At 72.9% G+C, this 21,785-nt stretch carries 19 protein-coding genes and 1 pseudogene; 12 read left to right on the plus strand and 8 right to left on the minus strand.

The window, feature by feature from the left end; translation table 11 throughout:
- Nucleotides 1-926: recombinase RecA (gene recA / locus CUT83_RS06740; RefSeq protein WP_101254966.1), on the plus strand; the 926-nt coding region annotated here is incomplete at its 5' end.
- A pseudogene (recX, locus tag CUT83_RS06745) lies at nucleotides 812-1,460 on the plus strand (recombination regulator RecX). The gene recA and the pseudogene recX, both read left to right, overlap by 115 nt.
- A gap of 43 nt (nucleotides 1,461-1,503) precedes the next feature.
- On the opposite strand, the gene CUT83_RS06750 reads toward recX, so the two are convergent.
- From CUT83_RS06750 to CUT83_RS06770, 5 genes are all read right to left on the minus strand, one after another.
- Nucleotides 1,504-3,069, minus strand: a complete 1,566-nt coding sequence (locus tag CUT83_RS06750) for an FAD-dependent monooxygenase (RefSeq protein WP_101254968.1) — start codon at nucleotides 3,067-3,069, stop codon at nucleotides 1,504-1,506.
- A 190-nt stretch (nucleotides 3,070-3,259) separates the two neighbouring features.
- A complete protein-coding gene (locus CUT83_RS06755) occupies nucleotides 3,260-4,168 on the minus strand; it encodes an amino acid ABC transporter permease (protein ID WP_101254969.1) in 909 nt (302 codons plus the stop codon).
- A complete protein-coding gene (locus tag CUT83_RS06760; RefSeq protein WP_093851289.1) occupies nucleotides 4,165-4,842 on the minus strand; it encodes an amino acid ABC transporter permease in 678 nt (225 codons plus the stop codon). The genes CUT83_RS06755 and CUT83_RS06760 overlap by 4 nt, the downstream gene beginning before the upstream one ends.
- Nucleotides 4,843-4,944: 102 nt before the next feature.
- Entirely contained in the window at nucleotides 4,945-5,775 is an 831-nt protein-coding gene (locus CUT83_RS06765) for a glutamate ABC transporter substrate-binding protein (RefSeq protein WP_165869610.1), read from the minus strand.
- Between the two features lie 53 nt (nucleotides 5,776-5,828).
- On the minus strand, nucleotides 5,829-6,605 hold the full coding sequence (locus CUT83_RS06770; protein WP_093851307.1) for an amino acid ABC transporter ATP-binding protein: 777 nt from the start codon (nucleotides 6,603-6,605) through the stop codon (nucleotides 5,829-5,831).
- A gap of 281 nt (nucleotides 6,606-6,886) precedes the next feature.
- Here CUT83_RS06770 and CUT83_RS06775 point away from each other — a divergent pair, with 281 nt between their 5' ends.
- Both CUT83_RS06775 and CUT83_RS06780 read left to right on the plus strand, forming a co-directional pair.
- Nucleotides 6,887-7,654: a response regulator transcription factor gene (locus tag CUT83_RS06775; protein WP_101254971.1), complete on the plus strand. Its 768-nt coding sequence runs from the start codon at nucleotides 6,887-6,889 to the stop codon at nucleotides 7,652-7,654.
- A 39-nt stretch (nucleotides 7,655-7,693) separates the two neighbouring features.
- Nucleotides 7,694-9,121 carry a sensor histidine kinase gene (locus CUT83_RS06780; protein WP_101254972.1) on the plus strand — a complete coding sequence of 476 codons (1,428 nt, stop codon included), beginning with the start codon at nucleotides 7,694-7,696 and terminating at the stop codon, nucleotides 9,119-9,121.
- A gap of 24 nt (nucleotides 9,122-9,145) precedes the next feature.
- On the opposite strand, the gene CUT83_RS06785 is transcribed toward CUT83_RS06780, so the two are convergent.
- Nucleotides 9,146-10,144, minus strand: coding sequence for a TAXI family TRAP transporter solute-binding subunit (locus CUT83_RS06785; RefSeq protein ID WP_101254973.1), 999 nt, complete (start codon nucleotides 10,142-10,144; stop codon nucleotides 9,146-9,148).
- A gap of 77 nt (nucleotides 10,145-10,221) precedes the next feature.
- On the opposite strand from CUT83_RS06785, the gene miaB reads away from it, so the two are divergent.
- Together miaB and CUT83_RS06795 are read left to right on the plus strand one after the other, a co-directional pair.
- Nucleotides 10,222-11,709, plus strand: coding sequence for a tRNA (N6-isopentenyl adenosine(37)-C2)-methylthiotransferase MiaB (gene miaB, locus CUT83_RS06790; protein WP_101254974.1), 1,488 nt, complete (start codon nucleotides 10,222-10,224; stop codon nucleotides 11,707-11,709).
- A 161-nt stretch (nucleotides 11,710-11,870) separates the two neighbouring features.
- Complete coding sequence (locus CUT83_RS06795; protein ID WP_101254975.1) at nucleotides 11,871-12,584, plus strand: class III extradiol dioxygenase subunit B-like domain-containing protein; 714 nt, start codon at nucleotides 11,871-11,873, stop codon at nucleotides 12,582-12,584.
- 48 nt (nucleotides 12,585-12,632) lie between these two features.
- Here the strand turns inward: CUT83_RS06795 and CUT83_RS06800 are convergent, their stop codons facing one another.
- Complete coding sequence (locus CUT83_RS06800; RefSeq protein WP_101254976.1) at nucleotides 12,633-12,824, minus strand: hypothetical protein; 192 nt, start codon at nucleotides 12,822-12,824, stop codon at nucleotides 12,633-12,635.
- A gap of 323 nt (nucleotides 12,825-13,147) precedes the next feature.
- Here CUT83_RS06800 and miaA point away from each other — a divergent pair, with 323 nt between their 5' ends.
- The 6 genes from miaA (at nucleotide 13,148) to CUT83_RS06830 (ending at nucleotide 20,395) form a co-directional block, all read left to right on the plus strand.
- Nucleotides 13,148-14,086 carry a tRNA (adenosine(37)-N6)-dimethylallyltransferase MiaA gene (gene miaA, locus CUT83_RS06805; protein WP_101254977.1) on the plus strand — a complete coding sequence of 313 codons (939 nt, stop codon included), beginning with the start codon at nucleotides 13,148-13,150 and terminating at the stop codon, nucleotides 14,084-14,086.
- 145 nt (nucleotides 14,087-14,231) lie between these two features.
- Nucleotides 14,232-14,741 (plus strand): hypothetical protein, encoded by a 510-nt coding sequence (locus tag CUT83_RS06810; protein WP_101254978.1) that lies wholly within the window; start codon nucleotides 14,232-14,234, stop codon nucleotides 14,739-14,741.
- Between the two features lie 41 nt (nucleotides 14,742-14,782).
- On the plus strand, nucleotides 14,783-15,685 hold the full coding sequence (gene dapF, locus CUT83_RS06815) for a diaminopimelate epimerase (protein ID WP_101254979.1): 903 nt from the start codon (nucleotides 14,783-14,785) through the stop codon (nucleotides 15,683-15,685).
- Nucleotides 15,686-15,790: 105 nt separating this feature from the next.
- Nucleotides 15,791-17,947, plus strand: coding sequence for a RelA/SpoT family protein (locus CUT83_RS06820; protein ID WP_101254980.1), 2,157 nt, complete (start codon nucleotides 15,791-15,793; stop codon nucleotides 17,945-17,947).
- Between the two features lie 230 nt (nucleotides 17,948-18,177).
- Entirely contained in the window at nucleotides 18,178-19,677 is a 1,500-nt protein-coding gene (hflX, locus tag CUT83_RS06825) for a GTPase HflX (protein WP_101254981.1), read from the plus strand.
- 112 nt (nucleotides 19,678-19,789) lie between these two features.
- Complete coding sequence (locus CUT83_RS06830; protein ID WP_101254982.1) at nucleotides 19,790-20,395, plus strand: response regulator transcription factor; 606 nt, start codon at nucleotides 19,790-19,792, stop codon at nucleotides 20,393-20,395.
- Here CUT83_RS06830 and CUT83_RS06835 read toward each other — a convergent pair.
- Nucleotides 20,282-21,526, minus strand: a complete 1,245-nt coding sequence (locus CUT83_RS06835) for a sensor histidine kinase (RefSeq protein ID WP_101254983.1) — start codon at nucleotides 21,524-21,526, stop codon at nucleotides 20,282-20,284. The genes CUT83_RS06830 and CUT83_RS06835 overlap by 114 nt on opposite strands.
- Between the last annotated feature and the right edge of the window lie 259 nt (nucleotides 21,527-21,785).

Below are 21,785 nucleotides of genomic sequence, written 5' to 3' on the forward strand. Positions count from 1 at the left end.
CCTCCGGCAAGACCACCCTGACCCTGCACGCGGTGGCCAACGCCCAGCGGATGGGCGGCACGGTCGCCTTCGTCGACGCCGAGCACGCGCTGGACCCGGAGTACGCCAAGCGGCTGGGGGTGGACGTGGACTCGCTGATCCTGTCCCAGCCCGACAACGGCGAGCAGGCGCTGGAGATCACCGACATGCTCATCCGCTCCGGGGCGCTGGACCTGATCGTGATCGACTCGGTGGCCGCGCTGGTGCCGCGCGCGGAGATCGAGGGCGAGATGGGCGACTCGCACGTGGGCCTGCAGGCGCGGCTGATGAGCCAGGCGCTGCGCAAGATCACCGGTGCGCTCAGCCAGTCCAAGACCACCGCCATCTTCATCAACCAGCTCCGCGAGAAGGTCGGAGTGATGTTCGGGTCGCCGGAGACGACCACCGGTGGGCGGGCGCTGAAGTTCTACGCCTCGGTGCGGCTGGACATCCGCCGGATCGAGACGCTCAAGGACGGCACCGATGCGGTGGGCAACCGCACCCGGGTGAAGGTGGTCAAGAACAAGGTGGCGCCGCCGTTCAAGCAGGCGGAGTTCGACATCCTCTACGGGGTGGGGATCAGCCGGGAGGGCGGGCTGATCGACATGGGGGTGGAGCACGGCTTCATCCGCAAGTCGGGCGCCTGGTACACCTATGAGGGCGATCAGCTGGGGCAGGGCAAGGAGAACGCCCGCAACTTCCTGCGCGACAACCCGGATCTGGCCGACGAGATCGAGAAGAAGATCAAGGAGAAGCTCGGCATCGGCCCGAAGACCGAGGCCCCCGAGGGCGAATCGGGCGCGGACGTGGCCAAAGCCGAGACCGCCCCGGCCGCGGCGGCGAAGACGGTGCCCGCGCCGACGACACGTGCCAAGGCGGTCAAGAGCACCGCAGCGGCCAAGAGCTGAGCCGTGGCGGGACGTCAGGGGGAGCCACCGGCAGACCCGGAGGAGCGGGCGCGGGCGATCTGCCTGCGCCTGCTCACCGGAACGCCGCGCACCCGCGGGCAACTCGCCGAGGCACTGCGCAAGCGGGAGATCCCCGAGGACGTCGCCGAGTCGGTGCTCTCCCGGCTGGAGGACGTCGGGCTGATCGACGACGCGGCGTTCGCCGACGCCTGGGTGGAGTCCCGCCACCACGGCCGGGGCCTCGCCCGCCGGGCCCTCGCCCGGGAACTGCGGCACAAGGGCGTGGACTCCGAACTGATCGACCATGCGGTGGAGCAGCTGGATCCGGAGCGGGAGGAACGCACCGCCCGAGCCCTGGTGGAGCGCAAACTGCGCGCCACCAAAGGGCTGGAACGAGACAGGCGGCTGCGCCGGCTCGCCGGGATGCTGGCGCGCAAGGGCTACCCCGAGGGGCTCGCCCTCCGGGTCGTGAGGGAGGCGCTGGAAGCGGAGGGGAAGGACGTGGAGGAGTACCCCCTGTACGGCGGGGACTGAGCCGCACGGCACCGACCGGCGGTGACACCGGTCGGCGGCGGGATCACGGACCCGCTGTGGCCGCCTCCCCGGCCAGGGCGCCGCGCACCACGTCCACACAGGCACGCAGTTCGCCGGTCCGCGCGCCGGGCAGCGCGGTCACCAGATGTCCGTCCGGGCGGATCACCAGAGCGGTGTGGGCGACCGCGCCCGGATAGCTCTCGGCCACCAGCAGCTCAGCGGGCACCGGAAGCCGCTCCACCACGGCGGCCAGCTCCGGCATCAGTCCGGCCGACAGCCAGTGGCGGCTGTCCCACACATGAGTGCCGGGCGCGACCAGCAGCACCAGCAGCTCACCGCCCAGCCGCTCCCACAGCCGCCCTCGCGTCCCGTCCAGGGCCGTCACCGGTACGTCCCGTACAGGCGACCCCGGCTCGGTCCCGACCGCGAGCGCCCCGGGAACGGCGTCATGCCCGGGCGCCAGCGGCGAACGTCCGTAACACGGGGGCGAGCCCAGTGGCCCCCGGCCCAGATGCCCGTCCGTCAGCAGCTCCGGATGCCCCCGTGAGGCACCGGACAGCAGGGTGCGCAGTCCCCCGCCCCCGCGCACCAGAGGCAGCGCCTGGTCGAGGGCGCGCAGCCGGGCCCCCACCGCGCCGCGCCGCTCGGCCTCGTAGCTGTCGAGCAGCTCTCCGGGCGCTCGGCCGCGCAGGCACAGCGCCAGCTTCCAGGCCAGATTGGCCGCGTCCCGCAGACCCTCGTCGACCGGCTGGGTGCCCAGCGCCCCCAGCAGACGCGCCGCGTCCCCGGCCAGGAAGGCCCGGTCCGAGCGCCAGTGCCGAGCCAGCCGCTGGTGGGCGATGTGCACACCGGTGTCCAGCAGTTCGTAAGGGGGAGGAGCCTCCCCGCACCATGCGGTCAGGGTGTCGCGTATCCGGGCCAGCAGCGCGTCCGGGGTGACCAGATCGCCACGCGGTGGCAGCAGCCAGTCCAGCCGCCACACGCCGTTGGGCAGCGGACGCGCCACCACCTCGCTCTCCCCGCCGGGCACATCGCGGTGCAGCAGCGCCTCGCCGTCCCAGGGCAGTTCCACCCGCAGGGCCGCCACCGCGTGACGCTCGACGGAGGTGCGCCCGGGGAAGCGGATCCCCAGCAGCTTGCGCACCGTGGAGCGGGCACCGTCGCACCCCACCAGATAACTGCCCCGCCACCAGGCGCCGGCGGAACCGGGAGCGCCGCGGGTGTGGGCCGAGACCCCCCGTTCGTCCTGCTCCAGCTCGTCCAGGCGGGCCCCGGTGACGATCTCGGCCAGCGGCTCCCGTTCCAGCGCGGCCCGCATGCCCCGCTCCAGCGCGTACTGCTGTATGTGCACCGGCGAGGTCCGGGCGTCCAACTCGACCCGCCGCACCGGCTGTCGCCGCCGCTCGGTGCGCCACGCCGCCCACCGGGCGCCGCCCAGCGTCGCCGCGTACGCCGCCGTGTCCGGCCGCAGGACGCAGGTGCGCGCCGTGCGCTGTTCCACCTCGCCGTCACCGCCGTCCAGCACCACTGACGGCACACCGTGGCGCGCCAGCGCCAGCGCCAGCGCGAGCCCGACGGGTCCCGCGCCGACGACGATCACCGGGTCCACGACGGGCGGCCCTCGCAGTTCTTGCGGTCCGGGCGGTTCTCACGGTCCGGGGAGGGAGGAGGGGGTGGAGCCGATGGAGCCCGGTACACGATCACACCTCGTATGCAACCCACTGCCTGTGCCCCCGTCAAGCGACGGGGGCACAGGCAGTGGATGCACAACGGGCGCGGAAGGGGGGAGCGGCGAGCGGCTACTTCCGGGCGTGGGGCTCGACGTGCGGCTCGTCGAACTCCATCTCCGTTTCGCCGCCGCCGTGCAGCACGGCCCCGGTGGACCGCTTGCCGCGCCGCAGCCGCCCTTCCAGCCAGCTCGCGAAGCTGGTGAGCAGGAAGTTCAGCACGATGAAGATCAGCGCGATCACGGTGAAGGCCGCGATGGTGTTGGCACCGTAGTTGGCGGTGATCACCCGCACCTGGCTGAGGAGCTCCATGTAGCCCAGCAGCGCGCCGCCCAGCGCGGTGTCCTTGACGATCACCACGAGCTGGCTGACCAGCGCCGGCAGCATCGCCGTGACCGCCTGCGGCAGCAGCACGTAGAACATGATCTGGCCCTTGCGCATGCCGATGGCCTTGGCCGCGTCCGTCTGGCCCGAGGGAAGCGACAGGATGCCCGCCCGCACGATCTCGGCGATCACCGAGGCGTTGTAGAGCACCAGGCCCGTCACCACGGCGTACAGCGGGCGCACATCGGAGGACAGGTCGGTGAACTGCGCGTACGCCGCGTTGGCGAAGAACATCATCAGCAGCACCGGAATGGAGCGGAAGAACTCCACCACGGCGCCGGCGGGGACACGGACCCACCGGTGGTCCGACAGCCGGGCCATGCCGAACAGCGCGCCCAGCGGGAGCGCGATGACGATCGACAGAGCCGCGGCCTTGAGGGTGTTGAGCAGGCCGGGGATCAGATATGTCGTCCACACCCGGCCGTCGGCGACGAACGGCTTCCACTTCGCCGCCTCGAGCTGGTTCTTGTCGGCCATGGTGTCCAGCGCCCACCACAGGGCGAGGGCGAGGAGCAGCAGGAACACCACGGAGTAGAGGATGTTGCGCGCCTTGGCCCGCGGGCCCGGGGCGTCGTACAGAACGGAGAGGTCACTCATCGCTTCACCGCCACGCGCTTGCTGACCCAGCCCAGCAGCATGCCGGTCGGGAGTGTCAGGACAACGAACCCGAAGGCGAACATCGCGGAGACCAGGAAGATGGCGTCGCTCTCGTACTCGATCATCGTCTTCATCAGCGCCGCGGCCTCCGCCACCCCGATGGCGGCCGCCACCGTGGTGTTCTTGGTCAGGGCGATCAGGACGTTCGCCAGGGGCGCCACGACGGAGCGGAAAGCCTGCGGGAGGATGATGAGGAACAGCACCTGGAAGAAGCTCAGCCCCAGGGCGCGCGCCGCCTCGGCCTGCCCGACGGGCACCGTGTTGATGCCCGAGCGCAGTGCCTCGCACACGAAGGTGGCGTGGTAGGCGATCAGGCCGAGCACGGCGAGCCTGAAGCCGATCGTCTCGAAGTCGCTGCCCCCGGCCAGCGTGATCCCCAGCGTCTGGAAGAGCCCCAGCGAGGCGGCCAGGATGATGACCGTCAGCGGGGTGTTCCGTACGACGTTGACGTAGGCGGTGCCGAAGGCGCGCATCAGCGGCACCGGACTGACCCGCATGGCGGCCAGGATCGTTCCCCACACCAGGGAGCCGATCGCCGAATAAACGGTGAGCTGCACCGTCACCCAGAAGGCTCCGAGCACGTCGTACTGCCCGGAATCAAGAAAGTCGAACACGTTCTCCCGCGCTCTCGCCTCGTCGGATGGCGTCTCGTCGGACACCGTCGGAGGTGCGGTGCGCCGCCGCCCGCGGACGGCCGCGGCGCACCGCGGACGGCGTCAGTTCGTCTCGGTGATCTCCGGGGCGGGCTCGTACTCGTAGTTGGCCGGGCCGAAGTGCTTCTTCGCGGCCTCTTCCCAGGCGCCCTCGTCGACCATCTTCTCGAGAGCGTCGTTGATCTTCTTGCGCAGCTCGGTGTCGCCCTTCTTCAGGCCGATGCCGTAGGGCTCGTCACTGAGGTTGAGACCGGCGAGCTTGAACTTGCCCTGGTGCTCCTTCTGCGCCGCGTAGCCGGCCAGGATGGAGTCGTCGGTGGTCAGGGCGTCGACGGCCTCGTTCTCCAGGCCGGTCAGGCACTCCGAGTAGCCGCCGTAGTTGATCAGGTTGGCCTTCGGGGCGAACTTCTTGTTGACGTTCTGCGCCGAGGTGGAGCCGGTGACCGAGCAGAGCTTCATCTCGCTGCTGTTGAGGTCCTCCTCGCTCCGGACGGTGTCGTCGTCGTTCCGCACCAGCAGGTCCTGGTGGGCGAGGAAGTACGGGCCGGCGAAGTCCACCCGCTCCTTGCGCTCGTCGTTGATCGTGTAGGTGGCGGCGATGAACTTCACATCGCCGTTGACGATCATGTTCTCGCGCTCGGCGCTGGGAGCCTGCTTCCAGACGATGTCCTTCTCGTCGTAGCCCAGCTCCTTGGCGACGTACTTGGCCACGTCCACGTCGAAGCCGGTGTACTCGCCGTCCTGGGTCTTCAGACCCAGGCCCGGCTGGTCGAACTTGATGCCGATGTTGATCTTCTCGTCGTCGGAGCCGCTGGCGCCGCCGCCGCACGCGGTGGCGGTCAGGGCGAGGACGACGGCGGTGGCGGCCACGAGGCCGGACTTGCGGAGGGTCATGGTGAACATCCCTGGAGTCGTATCGTGCAAAGGTCCGCTGAGCCGTTGCCGGATCAGTGGTGGAGGATCTTCGACAGGAAGTCCTTGGCGCGGTCGCTGCGCGGGTTGCTGAAGAACTGGTCGGGAGTGGCCTCCTCGACGATCCGCCCGTCGGCCATGAAGACCACCCGGTTCGCGGCGGAGCGGGCGAAGCCCATCTCATGGGTGACGACGACCATCGTCATGCCGCCCTGCGCGAGCTGCTGCATGACCTCCAGGACCTCGTTGATCATCTCGGGGTCGAGCGCGGAGGTGGGCTCGTCGAAGAGCATCACCTTCGGGTCCATCGCCAGCGCGCGGGCGATGGCCACACGCTGCTGCTGACCGCCGGAGAGCTGGGCGGGGTACTTGTCGGCCTGGTTGGCCACGCCCACCCGGTCGAGCAGGGAGCGGGCCTTCTCCTCGGCCGCCTTCTTGTCGACGCGGCGGACCTTGAGCTGGCCCAGCATGACGTTCTCCAGCACCGTCTTGTGCGCGAAGAGGTTGAACGACTGGAAGACCATGCCGACATCGGCGCGGAGCCGGGCCAGTTCCCTGCCCTCGGCGGGCAGCGGCCTGCCGTCGATCAGGATCGTCCCGGAGTCGATCGTCTCCAGGCGGTTGATGGTGCGGCACAGCGTGGACTTCCCGGACCCCGAGGGCCCGATGACGACGACGACCTCGCCCCGCGCAATGGTCAGGTCGATGTCCTGAAGGACGTGCAGGGCACCGAAGTGCTTGTTGACATTGTCCAGGACGACCAGGTTCTCCGCCGTCGGTGCGGCGTCCTTGGTCACCGATACATTGCTCATCGGCGTCATTCGCTCCGTCCTCGTCGGTTGAGGGGACCTTAGTGACCACCGCTGAGCAGCGTCATCCCATCTGAGCTGAACTTGAGCATAACGATTCAGCCGCAAAGGAACTTATCGCCCGAAAGGTTCACCGGTCGGCGTATCGGCTGCTTAACGTGGGGGTTCGTGCGGACGCGGGCCCGCCGGGTCTTGACGCACCGGGCCGGATCGGAGTGGATGACTGCCACGCCCGGGAGGGTCCGGGAAGACACACGGGGGAGCGCCGGGGGAGGAGAGGGGCCATGAGACTGCTGCTCGTCGAGGACGACGACCGCGTGGCCGCGGCGCTGTCCGCCGTACTCGCCCGGCACGGCTTCGAGGTGGTGCACGCCCGCGGAGGCGAGGAGGCCCTGCGACGCCTGCTCCCGGACGGCGCCGCGCCCCCCTTCGACGTGGTGCTGCTCGACCTCGGTCTGCCCGACATCGACGGTTTCGAGGTGTGCGGCCGCATCCGCCGGCTGACCAGCACCCCGGTGATCATGGTCACGGCGCGGGCCGATGTGCGCTCCCGCGTCCACGGCCTCAACCTCGGCGCCGACGACTACGTGGTCAAGCCCTACGACACCGCCGAACTCCTCGCCCGGATCCACGCCGTCAGCCGCCGCACCGCCCCCGCCGCCGCCCCCGCCGCCGCACCGGCCGGCGCACCGGGCGACCCCGGCGCCGACCGCACCGCGGGCGGGGAGGGGGGAAGCACCCGGGCGGCGGGGACCGGAGAGCTGAGCCTGGGGCCGCTGACCATCGAGACCGACACCCGCCGGGTCACGGTGCACGGCGAGGCGGTCTCCCTGACCCGCAAGGAGTTCGACCTGCTCGCGCTGCTCGCCCAGCGCCCCGGCGTCGTCTTCCGCCGCGAGCAGATCATCAGCGAGGTCTGGCGCACCAACTGGGAGGGCACCGGCCGCACCCTGGAGGTGCACATCGCCTCGCTCCGCTCCAAGCTGGCCCTGCCCGCCCTGATAGAGACGGTGCGCGGAGTCGGCTACCGGCTCGTCGCCCCCACCGGCTGAGGCCGGGACCAGGACCGGGACGAAAGCGGACCGCCCGCCGTGCGCACACGCCTCCTCGCCCTCCTCAACGCCCTGATGGCCGCCGTCCTGCTCGCCCTCGGCTTCCCGCTCGCCGCGAGCATGGCAGCCGCCGAGCAGCAGCACGTCGTCGTCGACCGTATCGACGACACCGCGCGCTTCGCCTCCCTGGCGCAGTACGTCACCACCCGCCCCCCGGCCCGCAGCCCCACCACGGCCGAGGCCCGCCAGCAGGACGAGCGGCTGGCCACCCTGCGGGACGAACTCACCCGCTACCACGATCTGTACGGCATCAGGGCCGGCGTCTTCTACCGCGACGGCAGCCCGATGGCCGCGGCCCCGGCGGCCTGGCGGCCCCCGCGCCGGGGAGAGGGCGCCGCGGCCTTCGCCGAGGCCCTGGCCGGGCGCCGCAGCCACGACCCGCCCCAGGTGTGGCCCTGGCAGGACGGCCGGATCGCGGTCGCCTCACCGGTCGTGCGCGACGGCGACGTCGTCGCCGTCGTCCTCACCGACTCGCCCACCGGGCCGATGCGCTCGCGCATCCTGCACGGCTGGCTGCCGCTGGCCGCCGGGGAGGCGGCCGCCATGCTCGTCGCCGTCGCCCTCGCCGTCCGGCTGACCGGCTGGGTCCTCAAACCGGTGCGCGTACTGGACAAGGCCAGCCACGACATCGCCACCGGGCGGCTGGCCTCCCGGGTGGCCGCCCTGAGCGGACCGCCGGAGCTCCAGCGCCTGGCCCGGTCCTTCAACGAGATGGCCGACCACGTCGAGACCGTCCTGGAGCAGCAGCGCGCCTTCGTCGCCGACGCCTCCCACCAACTGCGCAACCCGCTGGCGGCCCTGCTGCTCCGCATCGACCTGCTGGCCCTGGAACTGCCCGAGGGCAACGAGGAGATCGCCTCGGTGCGGGCCGAGGGCAAGCGGCTGGCCCGGGTGCTCGACGACCTCCTCGACCTCGCACTGGCCGAGCACACGCCCGCCGACCTGCGGCTGACCGACATCGCCGCGCTCGCCGCCGAACGCGTCGCCGCCTGGCGTCCGGTCGCCGACCGCGAAGGGGTGGAGCTGCGCGCGACCGGGCAGGGCGCGGTGACCGGCTGGGCCGACCCGGTCGCGCTCTCCAGCGCGCTGGACGCGGTCGTGGACAACGCGGTGAAGTTCACCCCCGCCGGGGAGTCGGTCACGGTCGCCGTCACCGCGGGCGGCGGGCGGGTGACCATCGAGGTCGCCGACCACGGGCCCGGCCTCGCCGAGGAGGAGCTGAACCGGGTCGGGGACCGCTTCTGGCGCAGCGGCCGCCACCAGAACGTCTCCGGCTCCGGCCTGGGCCTGTCCATCTCCCGCGCGCTGCTCACCGCGGGCGGGGCGGAGATCTCCTTCGCCCGCAACGAGCCGCACGGCCTGCGCGTGGTGATCGCCCTGCCGCGGAACGCGCCGGACGCGGGGTGAGGAGCGGACTGGCACCGGACCGGCTCAGGACTTCACGGAGCGGTAGTAGCGCTCGGCGCCTTGGTGCAGCGGGAGCGGGTGGGTGTAGATGGCCGTGCGCAGGTCGACCTTCTGCGCGGCGTGGACCGCGCGGCCGATGCGGTCCCGGCTGTTGATCACCGAGCGGGTTATCCCCTCGGTCAGTGCGGCGTCCGTGCCGTCCATGGTGACCAGCAGGTTCGCCACCGCGATCGTCTCGACGGCCTTGCCGTCCCGGACGGCGGGATAGGCGTCGGAGGGCATCAGGGCCGCCCGGTAGGAGCGGGTCTGCGGCTCCTGGGCGTGGAGCACCGGCACCAGGTCGCCCAGCGGGACGAGGCGGATCTCGGTGGCCTCGGCGAGTTCCTCGATCGCGCCGGTCGGCAGCCCGCCCGACCAGAAGAAGGCGTCCAGCTCCTCGCGCAGCAGCAGTTCCGGCATCCGGTCGATGCCCTGGAGTACCGGCCGGATGTCCTTGTCCGGGTCCAGGCCCGCGGCCTTCAGCAGCCGGCCCGCGATCAGGTTGACACCGGAGCGCTGCTGTCCGAGCCCGACCCGCAGCCCCTCCAGGTCCTCGGCGGCGCGCACCGGCGAGTCGGCCGGGACGACGAGCTGGATGTAGTCGTCGTACAGCCGCGCGCAGGCCCGCAGCCGGTCGGCGTCCTTTCCGCCGGAGTTGACGTAGGCGGCGACCGCGTCGGCCGCGGCGATGGTGAAGGACGCCTCGCCGGAGACCAGCCGCTCTATGTTCTGCACCGAGCCCTGACTGGGCACGAGTGTCACGTCCACCTCGGGCAGGTCGCGGCCCAGCTGCTCCTTCAGCAGCTCCCCGTAGCGTTCGTAGACCCCGCCGCGGGCTCCGGTGGTGAAGACGACCTGGCCGCCGGGCGCCGGGCCGCCGCCGGGCAGCAGCCACCACAGCAGCAGCGCGAGCACGGCGACCGCGGCTCCGGCGGCCGTCAGCGGCCGCCGCGCCCACGGGCGCCGTATGTGCGGGGAGACCATGGCACCGATCCTGCCAGGACCGGTGTGCGGAAGGGAGAGGCGGGGCGGGCGGGGGAGCGCGTACCCTGTCGACTGAGATGAGTGCGAAGACTTACCAGGTGCGCACCTACGGGTGCCAGATGAACGTCCACGACTCCGAGCGCCTGTCGGGCCTGCTGGAGGACGCGGGCTATGTCCGGGCCCCGGGGGACGCCGAAGACGCCGACGTGGTCGTCTTCAACACCTGCGCGGTGCGGGAGAACGCCGACAACAAGTTGTACGGCAACCTCGGCCACCTCGCCCCGAAGAAGGCGTCCCGGCCGGGCATGCAGATCGCGGTCGGCGGCTGCCTGGCGCAGAAGGACCGCGACACCATCGTGCGGCGCGCGCCCTGGGTCGACGTGGTCTTCGGCACCCACAACATCGGCAGTCTGCCGGTGCTGCTGGAGCGTGCCCGCGTCGAGCAGGAGGCGCAGGTCGAGATCGCCGAGTCGCTGGAGGCGTTCCCCTCCACGCTGCCGACCCGGCGCGAGAGCGCGTACGCCGCCTGGGTCTCCATCTCGGTCGGCTGTAACAACACCTGCACGTTCTGCATCGTCCCCGCGCTGCGCGGCAAGGAGAAGGACCGCCGGCCCGGCGACATCCTGGCCGAGGTCGAGGCGCTGGTCGCCGAGGGCGTCACCGAGATCACCCTGCTGGGGCAGAACGTCAACGCCTACGGATCCGACATCGGCGACCGCGAGGCCTTCTCCAAGCTGCTGCGCGCCTGCGGGAAGGTCGAGGGTCTGGAGCGGGTCCGCTTCACCTCCCCCCACCCGCGCGACTTCACCGACGACGTCATCGCCGCCATGGCCGGGACGGAGAACGTGATGCCGCAGCTGCACATGCCGCTGCAGTCCGGCTCCGACCGCGTGCTGAAGGCGATGCGCCGCTCCTACCGGCAGGAGCGCTTCCTGGGCATCATCGAGAAGGTCCGGGCCGCGATCCCCGACGCCGCGATCTCCACCGACATCATCGTGGGCTTCCCCGGCGAGACCGAGGAGGACTTCGAGCAGACCCTCCACGTCGTCCGCGAGGCCCGCTTCGCGCAGGCGTTCACCTTCCAGTACTCCAAGCGCCCCGGCACCCCGGCAGCCGAGATGGACGGGCAGATCCCCAAGGAGGTCGTGCAGACGCGGTACGAGCGTCTGGTGGCCCTCCAGGAGGAGATCTCCTGGGCGGAGAACAAGAGGCAGGTCGGGCGGACACTGGAGGTCATGGTGGCCGAGGGCGAGGGCCGCAAGGACGGCGCCACCCGCCGGTTGTCGGGCCGCGCCCCCGACAACCGCCTGGTCCACTTCACCCGCCCCGACGACGACGTACCGCGCCCGGGGGACATGGCGACCGTCAAGGTCACCTACGCCGCCCCGCACCACCTGCTGGCCGAGGGCGCGGTGCTGGGAGTGCGGCGCACCCGCGCGGGCGACGCCTGGGAGCGGCGCAACGCCGCTCCCGCGGCCGGGCCCCGGGGCGTGATGCTCGGGCTGCCGACCGTCGGCGCTCCCGAGCCGCTGCCCGCCGCGCCGGGCGGCTGCACCGCCCGCTGACGCACCCGCCCTCCGCGGCGCACAGACGCACGGGTCCGGCGTACGCGCGCCGGCCTGTGTCGGATGCGCGCCAGGTGCGCGCCGGTTGTGCGCTGGTCAGACGTGTGCGGGCCCCTGTGCGCCCGACCGCGGGGAGGGCGTGCGGCGGTAGGCTGCGAGCCATGCTTGTCGCCGCCGCCGTATGCCCCTGCCCGCCGCTGCTGGTGCCCGAGGTGGCGGGAGGCGCCGCCCAGGAGATGGACGAAGCCCGAGCCGCCTGCTACGACGCGATCGCCGTCCTGGCCGCCGCGCGTCCCGGCCGGCTCGTCGTCGTCGGCGCCGCCGATCCGGCGGGCCGGGGCAGGTACCCGCAGGGCGCCACCGGCTCCTTCCACGCCTTCGGGGTCGGTCTGGAGGTCCGGCTGGGGTCGGGCGAGGGCCCGTCCGCCGGGCATCCGCTGCCGCCGTCCCTGGCCGTGGGCGCCTGGCTGCTGGAACGCACGGGCTGGGGCGCGGCGCCGGTGGAGGGGATCGCGGTGGGGGAGCCGCTGCCGAAGGAGCGCTGCGCGCAGACCGGGCGGGAGCTGGCCGCCTCGGCGGAGCGCGTCGCGCTGCTGGTCATGGGCGACGGCAGCGCCTGCCGGACGATCAAGGCCCCCGGCTACTTCGACGAGCGTGCCGCCGCCTTCGACGCGGAGGCGGCCCGTGCCCTGGGCGCGGCCGACCCCGCCGGGCTGCTGGCCCTCGACGAGGAGCTGGCCTACGAGCTGAAGGCGTCCGGCCGGGCCTGCTGGCAGGTGCTGGCCGGCGCGGCCGGGAACGCGGGGCTCAAGGGGCGGCTGCTGTACGACCGGGCGCCCTACGGTGTCGGCTATCTGGTGGCGAGCTGGTCGTAGGCCGGCCCGCCCCCTCCGTCCCCGCCGTGCGGCGGGGACGGAGGCCGCTCAGGCGGCGGGGCCGGCGGTGTCCCCCTTCTCGTCCCTCTCACGGGTCATCCGCTCCCGCGCCTCCTGGATCTTCGCGTCTCGGGTCCCGGTGCGGCGCCGGTGCCTGCCTCCGGTTCCGCCACCGGACGTCTCCCCGGCCTTCCCGCCGCGGCGGCCGGCCATGCCCCTGACCCTGTCCATGATGCCCATGGCGGTCACTTCCGTTCTCTCGCGGTCCTCTCGCGCTCCGCCGGTGACCCCCGCCCCGGGGCGGGGCCCCGGCCCACTCGCGCATCGCCGACAATGGTGCGAATCGCCTCATATACACCTCAGACCTTACTCGCGCGGTCGCGGTTCCGCGCCTCACGGAGCGGTTCACCGGCCCGCACCCCGGTTGCCCGGCCGCGGGCCGGTACGCCGTGACGGGCGACGGGCGACGGGTGACGGGCGACGAGCGACGAGCGAGGGGCGCGGACGTGTGGCGCCGCGTGACCCGCTCGGAGCCCTCCTTGTGTGTTTGCGAGACTTGGGCCGTGAGCAGCTCACCCCCCAACCCCCGTGTCATCGCCGTGGTCGGACCCACCGCGGCCGGAAAGTCCGACCTGGGCGTCGCTCTGGCCCGGCATCTCGGCGGCGAGGTGATCAACGCCGACTCCATGCAGCTCTACCGGGGCATGGACATCGGCACCGCCAAGCTGACTCAGGAGGAGCGCCAGGGCGTCCCGCACCGCCTTCTGGACGTCTGGGACGTGACGGTCACCGCCAGCGTCGCCGAGTACCAGCGTCTGGCCCGCGCCGAGATCGACCGTCTGCTCGCCCAGGGGCGCACCCCCGTGCTCGTGGGCGGGTCCGGGCTGTACGTGCGCGGCGCCGTCGACGCCCTGGAGTTCCCCGGCACCGATCCGGCCGTGCGGGCCCGGCTGGAGGCCGAGCTGGCCGAGTCCGGCTCCGGGGCGTTGCACGCCCGGCTCGCCGCCGTCGACCCCGAGGCGGCCCGCGCGATCCTGCCCGGCAACGGCCGCCGGATCGTCCGCGCCCTGGAGGTCGTCGAGATCACCGGCCGCCCCTTCACCGCCAACCTCCCCGGCCCCGAATCCGTCTACGACACCCTCCAGATCGGGGTCGACGTCGCACGCCCCGAACTCGACGAGCGGATCTCCCGGCGGGTGGACCGGATGTGGGAGGCCGGGCTGGTCGAGGAGGTGCGAGAGCTGGAGCGCGCGGGACTGCGCGAGGGCCGCACGGCCTCGCGGGCCCTGGGCTACCAGCAGATCCTGGCCGCTCTGGCCGGTGAGTGCACCGAGGACGAGGCGCGCGTCGAGACCGTACGCGCCACCAAGCGCTTCGCGCGGCGCCAGGACTCCTGGTTCCGCCGCGACCCGCGTGTCCACTGGCTCAGCGGCGCGGCGGACGATCGTGGCGAACTGCCCGACAGGGCGCTGGCCCTCCTCGAACGAGCGGTCACAGCCTGATCACGTGATGGCATCGGGACGCCCAGCGGGCGCTGGACGGCCGCTCCGGCGTGCCATCATCGAGCATCGGCGAGCATCGGCGAGCATCGGCGAGCATCGACCGCCGATCGAGCCGCAGAGCCGGGAGTTGGGAGGGCACGTGGCGATGGAGGCCGGCCCCCGCAACAGCGACGAACCGGTCGTCGAGCAGCTCCGCGCCGACGGCGCGGCCGGCGACGACCCGAGGCCCCTGGACGGTCCGAGGCCCCTGGACGGCGCGGGCCCACTGGAGGACGGGGACGGACTCGAGGTGCTGGAGGAAGCGGCCCCCGAGGAGGACGAGTCCTACGGCGAACTCCGCCCGCCCCGGAAGCTGCGGCTGTGGCAGCTCGCCCCCATCGTCGGCCTGGGCGCGGCCGGCTCGCTGATGTTCGCCTTCCCGCTCGCCTTCGGTCTCGGTGAGGGAGGGGCGGTGGTCGCCATGCTCGGACTGCTCCTCAGCTGCTGCGCCGCGGGCTGGGGCATGATGGCCGCCCGCCGCGTCGGCCTCGCCTGGCCGGGCCTGCCGGCGCGCGGCTCCGGAGAGCGCCCCGACTGGCGTCTGGTCGTCCTGTACACGCTGATCGTGGGCACCCTCGTGGCGCTGGCCGTCTGGCGCGTCGCCCGGCTCCGCTAGCGCCCGCCGGCCCGGCCGGCGGGCGGGTTCCGCCCCGTACGATGGGCACCGTGAACAGCGCAGCAGGGGCCGCAGGCACGCCCGTGCCGTTCCTCAAGGGGCACGGCACCGAGAACGACTTCGTGATCATCCCCGACCCGGACGGGACACTGGATCTGTCCGCCGCGGCCGTGGCCCGGCTGTGCGACCGGCGTGCCGGGATCGGCGGGGACGGCCTGCTGCGGGTGGTGCGCTCCGCGGCCCACCCCGAGGCGCGCCCGATGGCCGGCGAGGCCGAGTGGTTCATGGACTACCGCAACGCCGACGGCAGCGTCGCGGAGATGTGCGGCAACGGCGTACGGGTCTTCGCACGCTACCTCCAGCGCGCCGGGCTGGCCGGGGCCGGCGACCTCGCCGTCGCCACCCGGGCCGGTGTGCGCCGGGTGCGCCTGGCCGAGGACGGCGGCGTCACCGTCCACATGGGCGCCGCCAAGCTGCCCGGCGGCACGGGGACGGACGTCACCGTCACGGTGGGGGAGCGCAGCTGGTCCGCGCTCCAGGTCGACATGGGCAATCCGCACGCCGTCGCCTTCGTCGGCGACCTCGCCCACGCCGGCGACCTGACCACCGCCCCGGCCGTGGCACCGGCCACCGCCTACCCCGAGGGCGTCAACGTCGAGTTCGTCGTCGGCCGGGGGCCGCGCCACGTGGCCCTGCGGGTGCACGAGCGCGGTTCCGGCGAGACCCGCTCCTGCGGTACGGGCGCCTGCGCGGTCATGGTCGCCGCCGCCCGCCGCGACGGCGCGGACCCGGCCGCGGACGGCGCTCCGGTCACCTACACCGTCGACGTCCCCGGCGGGCGGCTGGTGATCACCGAACATCCGGACGGCGGTATCGAGATGACCGGCCCCGCCGTGATCGTCGCCGAGGGCACGATCGACCCCGGCCTGCTCGCCGTTTCCTGAGGGCGACCGCTCGAACGGGTGATCCCGGCCACTGCGGACGGGAGGCGGCCCGCGGGGTGTGGGAGGCTCGGTAGGATCAAGCCCCCCGACGCAGTGGGAGGTGCCATGAGCGCAGTACGGAGCCTTCGCAAGCTCGGTCGTGCGGCCCTCCTGGGTCCGTCGCCCCGTCACGCCCTCCCCGACGCCATCGAGCACGTGGCCAAGGCGCACCGCGCCCACCACCCGCGCGCCGACCTCGACGCACTGCGCCGTGCCTATGTCCTGGCGGAGTCCTCGCACCGGGGGCAGACGCGCAAGAGCGGCGAGCCGTACATCACCCACCCGCTGGCCGTCACCCTGATCCTGGCCGAACTCGGTGCCGAGACCACGACCCTGACGGCCTCTCTGCTCCACGACACCGTCGAGGACACCGAGGTGACGCTGGAACAGGTGCGGGCGGAGTTCGGCGAGGAGGTGGGTTACCTCGTCGACGGTGTCACCAAACTGGAGAAGGTGGACTACGGCGCCGCCGCCGAGCCGGAGACCTTCCGCAAGATGCTGGTGGCCACCGGCAACGACGTGCGGGTGATGTCCATCAAACTCGCCGACCGGCTGCACAACATGCGCACCCTGGGCGTGATGCGGCCCGAGAAGCAGGCGCGCATCGCCCGCGTCACCCGCGACGTGCTGATCCCGCTGGCCGAGCGGCTGGGCGTGCAGGCGCTCAAGACCGAGCTGGAGGACCTGGCCTTCGCCGTCCTCCACCCCGAGGAGTACACCCGCACCCGGGAGCTGATCCGCGGGCACAACGCCGGCGCCGACCCGCTCGCCGAGATCGCCGAGTCGGTGCGGGCCGTACTGCGCGAGGCGGACATCGCCGCCGAGGTCCTCATCCGGCCGCGACACTTCCTCTCCGTCCACCGGGCCCGCGCCAAACGCGGCGAGCTGGGCCCCTGCGACTTCGGGCGGCTGCTGATCCTGGTCGCCGAGAACGCGGACTGCTACGCGGTCCTGGGAGAACTGCACACCTGCTTCACACCGATGATGTCGGAGTTCAAGGACTTCATCGCCGTGCCGAAGTTCAACCTGTACCAGTCGCTGCACACCGCGGTCGCCGACACCGGGGGGCGGGTGGCCGAGGTCCTGGTCCGCACCCACCGGATGCACCGGGTCGCCGAGGCCGGGGTGATCGCCCTCGGCGACCCGCACCGGGCCTCCGGTGCCTCCGGTGCCGACCCCGCCGGCGAGACGGCCGCCGCGGACGACGGACGCGCCGACCCCACCCGTCCCGGCTGGCTGGAGCGGTTGCTGGAGTGGCAGAGCCACGCGCCCGACCCGGACACCTTCTGGGCCGAACTGCGCGACGACCTCGCCCAGGACCGCGAGATCACCGTCTTCTGCACCGATCCGGGCGGCCCCGGCCGGACCGCCGCCCTCCACCTGCCCGCGGGCGCCACCTGCGTGGACGCGGCCTACGCCCGCTACGGCGCGGCCGGGCACGCCCTGGTCGGCGCCCGGGTGGACGGACGGCTCGCGGCGCTGGGCACCGTGCTGAGCGACGGCGACTCGCTGCAGTTGCTGATGGCTCCCGAGGGCACGTCCGGCCCCTCCCCGCAGTGGCTCGAGCACGCCCGCACCCCCACCGCGCGGATCGCCATCCGCACCTGGCTCGATGCCTGCGCGGAGGGCGGCGAGCGGTCGGAGGGAGCGGGCGGGCAGGCCCGTACGGCCCCTCCGAGCGCGGCCCGGGAGCCCGCCCTCCCCCCTGCCGCCGTACCCGATGGCCCGCCTGCCGTACCCGGCGGTCCGCGCCGGGCCGCCCGGCCCCGCCAGAGGCCCGCGGCCGTGGCCGGGATGCCAGGCGCCCCCGTGCGGCTGGCCCGCTGCTGCACGCCGGTGCCCCCCGACGCCGTGGTCGGCTTCGCGGTGCGCGGCGGCGCGGTGACCGCCCACCGGGAGGGCTGCCCCACCGTGGCCCGGATGACCGCCGCCGGGCGCGAGACCGTGTCCGTGCGGTGGCAGGACTCCGGCGCGGGCTGCCGGGTGACGCTGCACGCCGAGTCGCTGAGCCGCCCGCACCTCCTCGCCGATCTGACCGAGGCCATCGCGGCGGAAGGGGCCGCCGTGGTCTCCGCCGAGGTGGAACCACCCAGGGAGCACCGGGTGCGGCACACCTACACCCTGCGGCTGGAGGACGCCGGAGAGCTGCCCCGGCTGATGCGCGCCATGCGGGAGGTGCCCGGCGTCTACGACGTCGTCCGGGCCACCAGCCCCCAGCCCTGAGGAGCCCGCTCGGGGGCCGCTCGGGGGCCGCTCGGGGGAGCCCGGCCCCCGGAAGGGCCGGGATGCCGCGCAAACCAGGTGACGGCCGGGCCGCGCCGTGCCACCATCGTCGTGTCCGGGCGGGCCGCGGCCCGCGTCCGTACTCGTGTCCGTGCCCGTGCCGACGGGAATGTTCCGGGTGCCGCACACGTTGACCCGGATACCTTCACTCCATCGACGTAAGGACTCACTTGACCTTCTCTTCCTCCCTTCCGCAGAACGGCCAGCGCCTCGCCGAGACGTACCGCCGAGCCGACGCCCTGATGGAGGAGGACGTCGCTTGGAGCCAGGACATCGACGGCGAGCGCGACGGCGACCAGTACGACCGTTCCGAGCGCGCCGCCCTCCGCCGCGTCGCGGGTCTCTCCACCGAACTGCAGGACGTCACCGAGGTCGAGTACCGGCAGCTGCGGCTGGAGCGCGTGGTGCTCGTGGGCGTGTGGACCTCCGGCACCGCACAGGACGCCGAGAACTCCCTCGCCGAACTCGCCGCCCTCGCCGAGACCGCGGGCGCGCTCGTCCTCGACGGTGTGATCCAGCGCCGCGACAAGCCGGATCCGGCCACCTACATCGGCTCGGGCAAGGCGCAGGAGCTGCGCGACATCGTGGTCGAGACGGCGGCCGACACCGTCGTGTGCGACGGCGAGCTCAGCCCGGGCCAGCTCATCCACCTCGAGGACGTCGTCAAGGTCAAGGTGGTGGACCGCACCGCCCTGATCCTCGACATCTTCGCCCAGCACGCCAAGTCCCGCGAGGGCAAGGCGCAGGTCTCGCTCGCGCAGATGCAGTACATGCTGCCCAGGCTGCGCGGCTGGGGCCAGTCGCTGTCCCGGCAGATGGGCGGTGGCGGCTCCGGATCCTCCGGCGGCGGCATGGCCACCCGCGGTCCCGGTGAGACCAAGATCGAGACCGACCGGCGGCGGATCCGCGAGAAGATGGCGAAGATGCGCCGGGAGATCGCGGAGATGAAGACCGGCCGCGACGTCAAGCGGCAGGAGCGGCGCCGCAACAAGGTGCCGTCGGTCGCCATCGCCGGATACACCAACGCGGGCAAGTCCTCGCTGCTCAACCGTCTCACGGGCGCGGGCGTGCTGGTGGAGAACGCGCTGTTCGCCACCCTCGACCCGACCGTGCGACGTGCCGAGACCCCCAGCGGGCGCGCGTACACCCTGGCCGACACCGTCGGCTTCGTACGCCATCTGCCGCACCACCTCGTCGAGGCGTTCCGCTCCACGATGGAGGAGGTCGGCGACGCCGACCTGATCCTCCACGTGGTCGACGGCTCGCACCCGGCACCGGAGGAGCAGCTCGCCGCCGTGCGCGAGGTGGTCCGGGACGTCGGCGCGGTGGAGGTGCCCGAGATCGTGGTGGTCAACAAGGCGGACGCGGCCGATCCGCTGACCCTGGCGCGGCTGCTGCGCGCCGAGAAGCACGCCATCGCCGTCTCCGCCCGGACCGGGCAGGGCATCGACGAGCTGCTGGAGCTGATCGACCGGGAACTGCCGCGCCCGGCCGTGGAGCTGACGGTGCTGGTGCCCTACACCCGTGGCGACCTGGTCTCCCGGGTCCACGCCGACGGGGAGGTCCTCTCCGAGGAGCACACCGAGGGCGGCACACTGCTCGCGGCCCGTGTCCACGAGGAGCTGGCGGCCGAACTCAGGGCGTACGCCACCGCCGGCACGGCGGCCTGACCCCGGCGCCGCACGCGCCTTCCGACAACGCGCACCGGGCCCGCCCCCTCTCCAGGAGGGGGCGGGCCCGGTGGCCGTGTGGGGCCGGATGCCGGGCGGGCATACTGATCCCATGATCAAAGTGCTGGTCGCCGAGGACATGCACGTGGTGCGGGCGGGACTGGCGGAGATTCTGGACGGACAACTGGGCATCGAGGTCGCCGGGCAGGCGGCCGACGGCCCGGCCGCACTGGAGGCGGCCCTGCGGCACGGGCCCGACGTCGTGGTCCTCGACATCGATCTGCCCGGTCTGGACGGCATATCGGTGGCCGCACGGCTGCGCGAGAGGCTTCCGGCGTGCCGCTGTCTGATGCTCACCGCGCTGGACCGCCCCGGACTGTTGCGCAGGGCACTGAAGGCGGGGGCGGCGGGCTACCTGCTGAAGACCACCACGCCGGGTGAGCTCGCCTCGGCCGTGCGAACCGTCGCGGCCGGGGGACGGGCCGTCGACCCCCGTCTGGCCGAACAGAGCTCGGAACTGGGGAAGAACCCGCTGACCGCGCGTGAGGCCGAGGTGCTGCGGCTGTCCGCGGGCGGGGCGGGGGCCCGGGAGATCGCCGCGGAGCTATTCCTCGGCGTGGGTACGGTGCGCAACCGCATATCCTCCGCGGTGGGCAAACTCCATGCCCGCACCCTCGTCGACGCCGTCAGGATCGCCGAGCGCAACGGCTGGATCTAGCGGCAGCACGACCGACAGCCGGAACGATCCGTCCCCGGCCGCGAAGGTCAGGGCGCCGCCGAGCACCGCCGACCAGGCCGCCAGGCCGGCCAGCCCCGCGCCGGTGAGCGGCCGGCGGCGCGGAGCGCCGTCGTTGGCGACGGTGAGCTCCACCCGCCCGTCGTGCTGGTTCACGGCGATCTCGCAGTTCACGGCCCGGCTGTGCCGCAGGAGGTTGCCGGTGGCCTCCCGCAGCGCCGCGCCCAGGCAGTTGCCCACGGCCGGCGACAGCCGGCTGTCCGGCGGGGCGGTGACACGGGTGGTGATGCCGGCCTGGGTGAGCAGCCGCCGGGCGTGGACGATCTCGGCCTGCAGCGACACCGACAGCCGCCCGTGCGCCACCGCCCGTACCTCGGCGTGCGTACGGCGGGCCAGCGCCGCGGCCTCGGCCAGCGCGCGCCGGGTGGAATCCTGGGAAGCGGGCGCGCCCGCACCACAGGTCCCCGCGCGGTGCAGCGCGGACTCGCACCGGACCGCTATCGACACCAGCGAGGACCCCAGCAGATCGTGCAGGTCCCGGGCGACCCGGTCGCGTTCGCGCTGCTCGGCCAGCCGGGCGGCCTGGTCCTGCGCGGCCTGCGTCCGGGAGGCGAGCAGGGCCAGGTGCGCCACGCCGTAGACGCTGCTGGCCGTGATCACACTGGACACCAGCACGTTCAGGGAGCTGCGAGGGGTGTCGACCAGCGTCCCGGCCAGCAGCGGCCCGCTGGCGACGACACCGGCCGCGATCACCACCGAGGAGGGCGGAGGGACGGTCAGCAGGACCGCTCCGGCCAGAAAGCCCAGCAGGCTGAGCCAGGGACTGGGGAAGAGCAGGATCGGCAGATAGGTCAGCAGCGCCTGAGCGCCCAGCAGCCACCACCGCCAGCGGTAGGGGAGCCGGTAGGGGGGAGGCGCGTACTGGCCGAGCAGCACGGCGGGCAGGACGATCAGCAGCAGGAGGCCGGTGACCACCGTGCGGCGGCTCAGAGGCTGGCTGAGCACGTCCAGCGCGACCAGGGTGAGCGATCCGGCGATCACCAGGGCGACCGTCCCGAAGGCGATCCACGAGCTCTGCGGCGCCCGGACGCGGCTCCGCTTTCCGGTGGTCATCCAACCCTCCTTGCGGCGGCGGGAGTTGAGGAGTGCCCGGCGCCTGTGAAGCCTGTGGGAAGTTGTACGCGGAATCGGTGAAGATCTCACTTCTTTTCCGGTCGGACCGGTGGTCGGATCAGCGGCGACCTGTGCTGCCGAGAAGAAGGACACACCCGGTGAGAGACCACGCACCCCCGCCCGAGGAGTGGGAAGGGTCCGTACTGGCGCTGCAGCGCCGCAGACGCCTGCTGCCCCGTATAGCCCTGGCCGCCGCGGC

It is taken from the genome of Streptomyces barkulensis (assembly GCF_002843305.1).
Taxonomy (GTDB): domain Bacteria; phylum Actinomycetota; class Actinomycetes; order Streptomycetales; family Streptomycetaceae; genus Streptomyces; species Streptomyces barkulensis.

Coding starts and splice junctions, on each gene's coding strand:
- CUT83_RS06755 (WP_101254969.1), bottom strand. CDS start 4,168: ATGAGTGACCTCTCCGTTCTGTACGACGCCCCGGGCCCGCGGGCCAAG.
- CUT83_RS06765 (WP_165869610.1), bottom strand. CDS start 5,775: ATGACCCTCCGCAAGTCCGGCCTCGTGGCCGCCACCGCCGTCGTCCTC.
- CUT83_RS06770 (WP_093851307.1), bottom strand. CDS start 6,605: ATGAGCAATGTATCGGTGACCAAGGACGCCGCACCGACGGCGGAGAAC.
- CUT83_RS06775 (WP_101254971.1), top strand. CDS start 6,887: ATGAGACTGCTGCTCGTCGAGGACGACGACCGCGTGGCCGCGGCGCTG.
- CUT83_RS06785 (WP_101254973.1), bottom strand. CDS start 10,144: ATGGTCTCCCCGCACATACGGCGCCCGTGGGCGCGGCGGCCGCTGACG.
- miaB (WP_101254974.1), top strand. CDS start 10,222: ATGAGTGCGAAGACTTACCAGGTGCGCACCTACGGGTGCCAGATGAAC.
- CUT83_RS06795 (WP_101254975.1), top strand. CDS start 11,871: ATGCTTGTCGCCGCCGCCGTATGCCCCTGCCCGCCGCTGCTGGTGCCC.
- CUT83_RS06800 (WP_101254976.1), bottom strand. CDS start 12,824: ATGGGCATCATGGACAGGGTCAGGGGCATGGCCGGCCGCCGCGGCGGG.
- CUT83_RS06810 (WP_101254978.1), top strand. CDS start 14,232: ATGGAGGCCGGCCCCCGCAACAGCGACGAACCGGTCGTCGAGCAGCTC.
- dapF (WP_101254979.1), top strand. CDS start 14,783: ATGGGCACCGTGAACAGCGCAGCAGGGGCCGCAGGCACGCCCGTGCCG.
- CUT83_RS06820 (WP_101254980.1), top strand. CDS start 15,791: ATGAGCGCAGTACGGAGCCTTCGCAAGCTCGGTCGTGCGGCCCTCCTG.
- CUT83_RS06830 (WP_101254982.1), top strand. CDS start 19,790: ATGATCAAAGTGCTGGTCGCCGAGGACATGCACGTGGTGCGGGCGGGA.
- CUT83_RS06835 (WP_101254983.1), bottom strand. CDS start 21,526: ATGACCACCGGAAAGCGGAGCCGCGTCCGGGCGCCGCAGAGCTCGTGG.